The sequence below is a fragment of the Flectobacillus sp. genome (genome assembly GCF_049240685.1).
GTDB lineage: Bacteria > Bacteroidota > Bacteroidia > Cytophagales > Spirosomataceae > Flectobacillus.
This window is the reverse complement of record NZ_JBMLSD010000338.1, coordinates 1-2,303: the sequence shown is the minus strand read 5'-3', so window position 1 is coordinate 2,303 and position 2,303 is coordinate 1. Positions and strand designations below refer to the sequence as shown.

The following is a 2,303-nucleotide window of genomic DNA, read 5'->3' as shown; positions in this document are numbered from 1 at the left end:
TGCCTTATGCCTTATGCCTTTTCCCAAATTTAATTTTTCGTACAAACTTAAAAACTCTTTTTGAAATGACTATTTTCTAAAAAAACACCTTATTAGTTCATGAACGCTCTCATCAAAAATTTAATCATTATTGCCTTGTTAAACAGTCTTGGCGGATATATCTGCCAAGCACAAATGAAAAATCCTATGAAAGATTCAAAATCAAATCCACTCCTCTGCGACCCAGAAACAGGAGTCTGTGAAATTGATAGTTCGTCTACAGCTACAGAATTAGATTATCAATTCCAACAAAAAAAACTGATTAAGGTAATCTATTTTACCGACCCAATTTGTTCTTCTTGCTGGGGTATCGAGCCTCAACTTCGTAAGCTAAAACTTGAATATGGGAAATACCTCGAAATCGAATATCGAATGGGAGGCTTGCTGCCAGATTGGAGTTATAATGCAGGAGGTATAAGCAAGCCTTCGGATGTAGCCCATCACTGGGACGAAGTAAGCGCCTATTATGATATGCCGATAGATGGCGATATTTGGCTAGAAAATCCACTTGCTTCTTCATACCCTCCTTCGATTGCTTTTAAGGCAGCCCAAATACAGGACGAAAGCAAAGCCTATCAACTGATGCGAAGAATGCGAGAGATGGTTTTTCTAGAAAAAAAGAATATTGCAGAATGGGAACAAATCAAGCTCGCAGCTATAGAAGTAGGGCTCGACGTACAGAAACTTGAAGTAGACTTTTCTGGAAATGCTAGAGAGCTTTTCAAGGAAGATTTGCAACTAGCCAAAAAAATGGGTGTGAGAGGATTTCCGACGCTTTTGCTAAGTAATTCGTTGAATAACTCCCAAGTGATTTATGGATTTAGACCTTATGCTTTGTTCGAAACCACGATTAGAACTTTGGCACCCGCTGTATTTAAGGATAGTTATGATACTTCTTGGGAGGGTTTGTTTGCCAAATACCCAACCCTTACTGCTAGAGAGTTTACAGAACTAAGTGGCAAATCTCGTCAAGAAAGCGAAACATTGCTTAAACAGTTGACACTGGAAGGCAAGCTCAAACAGCATACAACCAAAAATGGGAGTATTTGGCGAGTGAAATAAATGTTGGTGCTGAATACTTCTGAGTTTAAAAAAATAGCTACATCACCAAAAATTCCCATTAGTAGGTGAATAAATTCACCCACTAATGGGAATTACTTTTATATCAGTTCAGTTTAAAAAAATTTACACCTCTTACCATTGCTGCAACTAAGGATGCTTTTATGAATCAACCTATCCTTTCAAGCGAAATTCGAGAGGGGTGAGTCCAACCTCCTTTTTGAATAGTCTACTAAAATAGGGTGGATTTTCAAAACCTAGTTGATAGGCTGTTTCGGCAATAGTATTGTCTGTTCCCAACAAAAGATTTTTTGCTTCGTCTATTAAGAAAATATGGATATGCTCTAGGGCCGTTTTTCCTGTTTCTTGCTTGAGTAAATCGCTTAAGTATCTTGCAGAAGTATTTAATTCATTGGCTATGGCATTTACAGAAGGTAAACCAAATTGTCTGATTTTACCAGTTTCGAAATAAGTTCTAAGGATTTTTTGGAACCTCGAAACCGTTCCACCAGAAAGCTTTGTACGATTGAGAAATTGTCTTTTATAGAATCTTTGAGCGTATTTTAAGATAGAATCAATATGTGCCAAAATGATATCTTTGCTAAATTCATCTTGATTGTTTCGATACTCCATTCCAATTTTTTCATACAAATCCCACATAATCAATTCCTCACTTGGAGAAAGATGCAATGCCTCATTGATTTCATAATCAAAATAGCCGTATTTTCTAATCTCCTCGTGCATCGGATGTCCAAGAAAATAATCTTCGTGAATATAAATTACAAAGGCTTTTTCGGAAAGCTCAACATTGGTAATTTCCAAAACCTGTCTTGGTTTCACAAAAGACATAGAACCATTGTGATGGTCATACTTGGTTTTGCCATACAAAAAAGTCCCAGATTTGATTTTTTTGAGCGCAATCATATAAAAATCAGCCGTAAACTTACTTTCTCCCCACGAGCAAGTAGAAAGCTCTTGGCAGGTCAACAAGCTTATCATAGGATGCTCTGGTGGCGGATACCCACTTCGCTCATGTAATTCGGTTATGGTTTTGTAGTGCTCCATCGTATTTTTGACTGTAAAAAAGTCTATATCTTGTAAAACCTAAAAATGTGCAAGTTGCCATGTACTTATTCATGACAAAATGAGTCCTAGACTGAATCTTGCATTACTGGATACTAGTAGTTCACGTTGCACAATCCTAT

General features: G+C 37.1%; 2 protein-coding genes. One reads left to right on the top strand and one right to left on the bottom strand.

The annotated features are described in order from the left end of the window. The first annotated feature begins 99 nt into the window (after positions 1-99). Positions 100-1,101: a DsbA family protein gene (locus ACOVQ4_RS15235; RefSeq protein WP_421821485.1), complete on the top strand. Its 1,002-nt coding sequence runs from the start codon at positions 100-102 to the stop codon at positions 1,099-1,101. A gap of 171 nt (positions 1,102-1,272) precedes the next feature. On the opposite strand, the gene ACOVQ4_RS15230 is transcribed toward ACOVQ4_RS15235, so the two are convergent. Then, the gene (locus ACOVQ4_RS15230) at positions 1,273-2,163 is read right to left on the bottom strand and encodes a helix-turn-helix domain-containing protein (RefSeq protein WP_421821484.1); all 891 of its coding nucleotides are present in this window, start codon (positions 2,161-2,163) and stop codon (positions 1,273-1,275) included. Positions 2,164-2,303: the final 140 nt, after the last annotated feature.

Excerpts from the sequence above, each read along its gene's own strand:
- ACOVQ4_RS15230 (WP_421821484.1), bottom strand. The coding sequence starts at position 2,163 with ATGGAGCACTACAAAACCATAACCGAATTACATGAGCGAAGTGGGTAT.
- ACOVQ4_RS15235 (WP_421821485.1), top strand. The coding sequence starts at position 100 with ATGAACGCTCTCATCAAAAATTTAATCATTATTGCCTTGTTAAACAGT.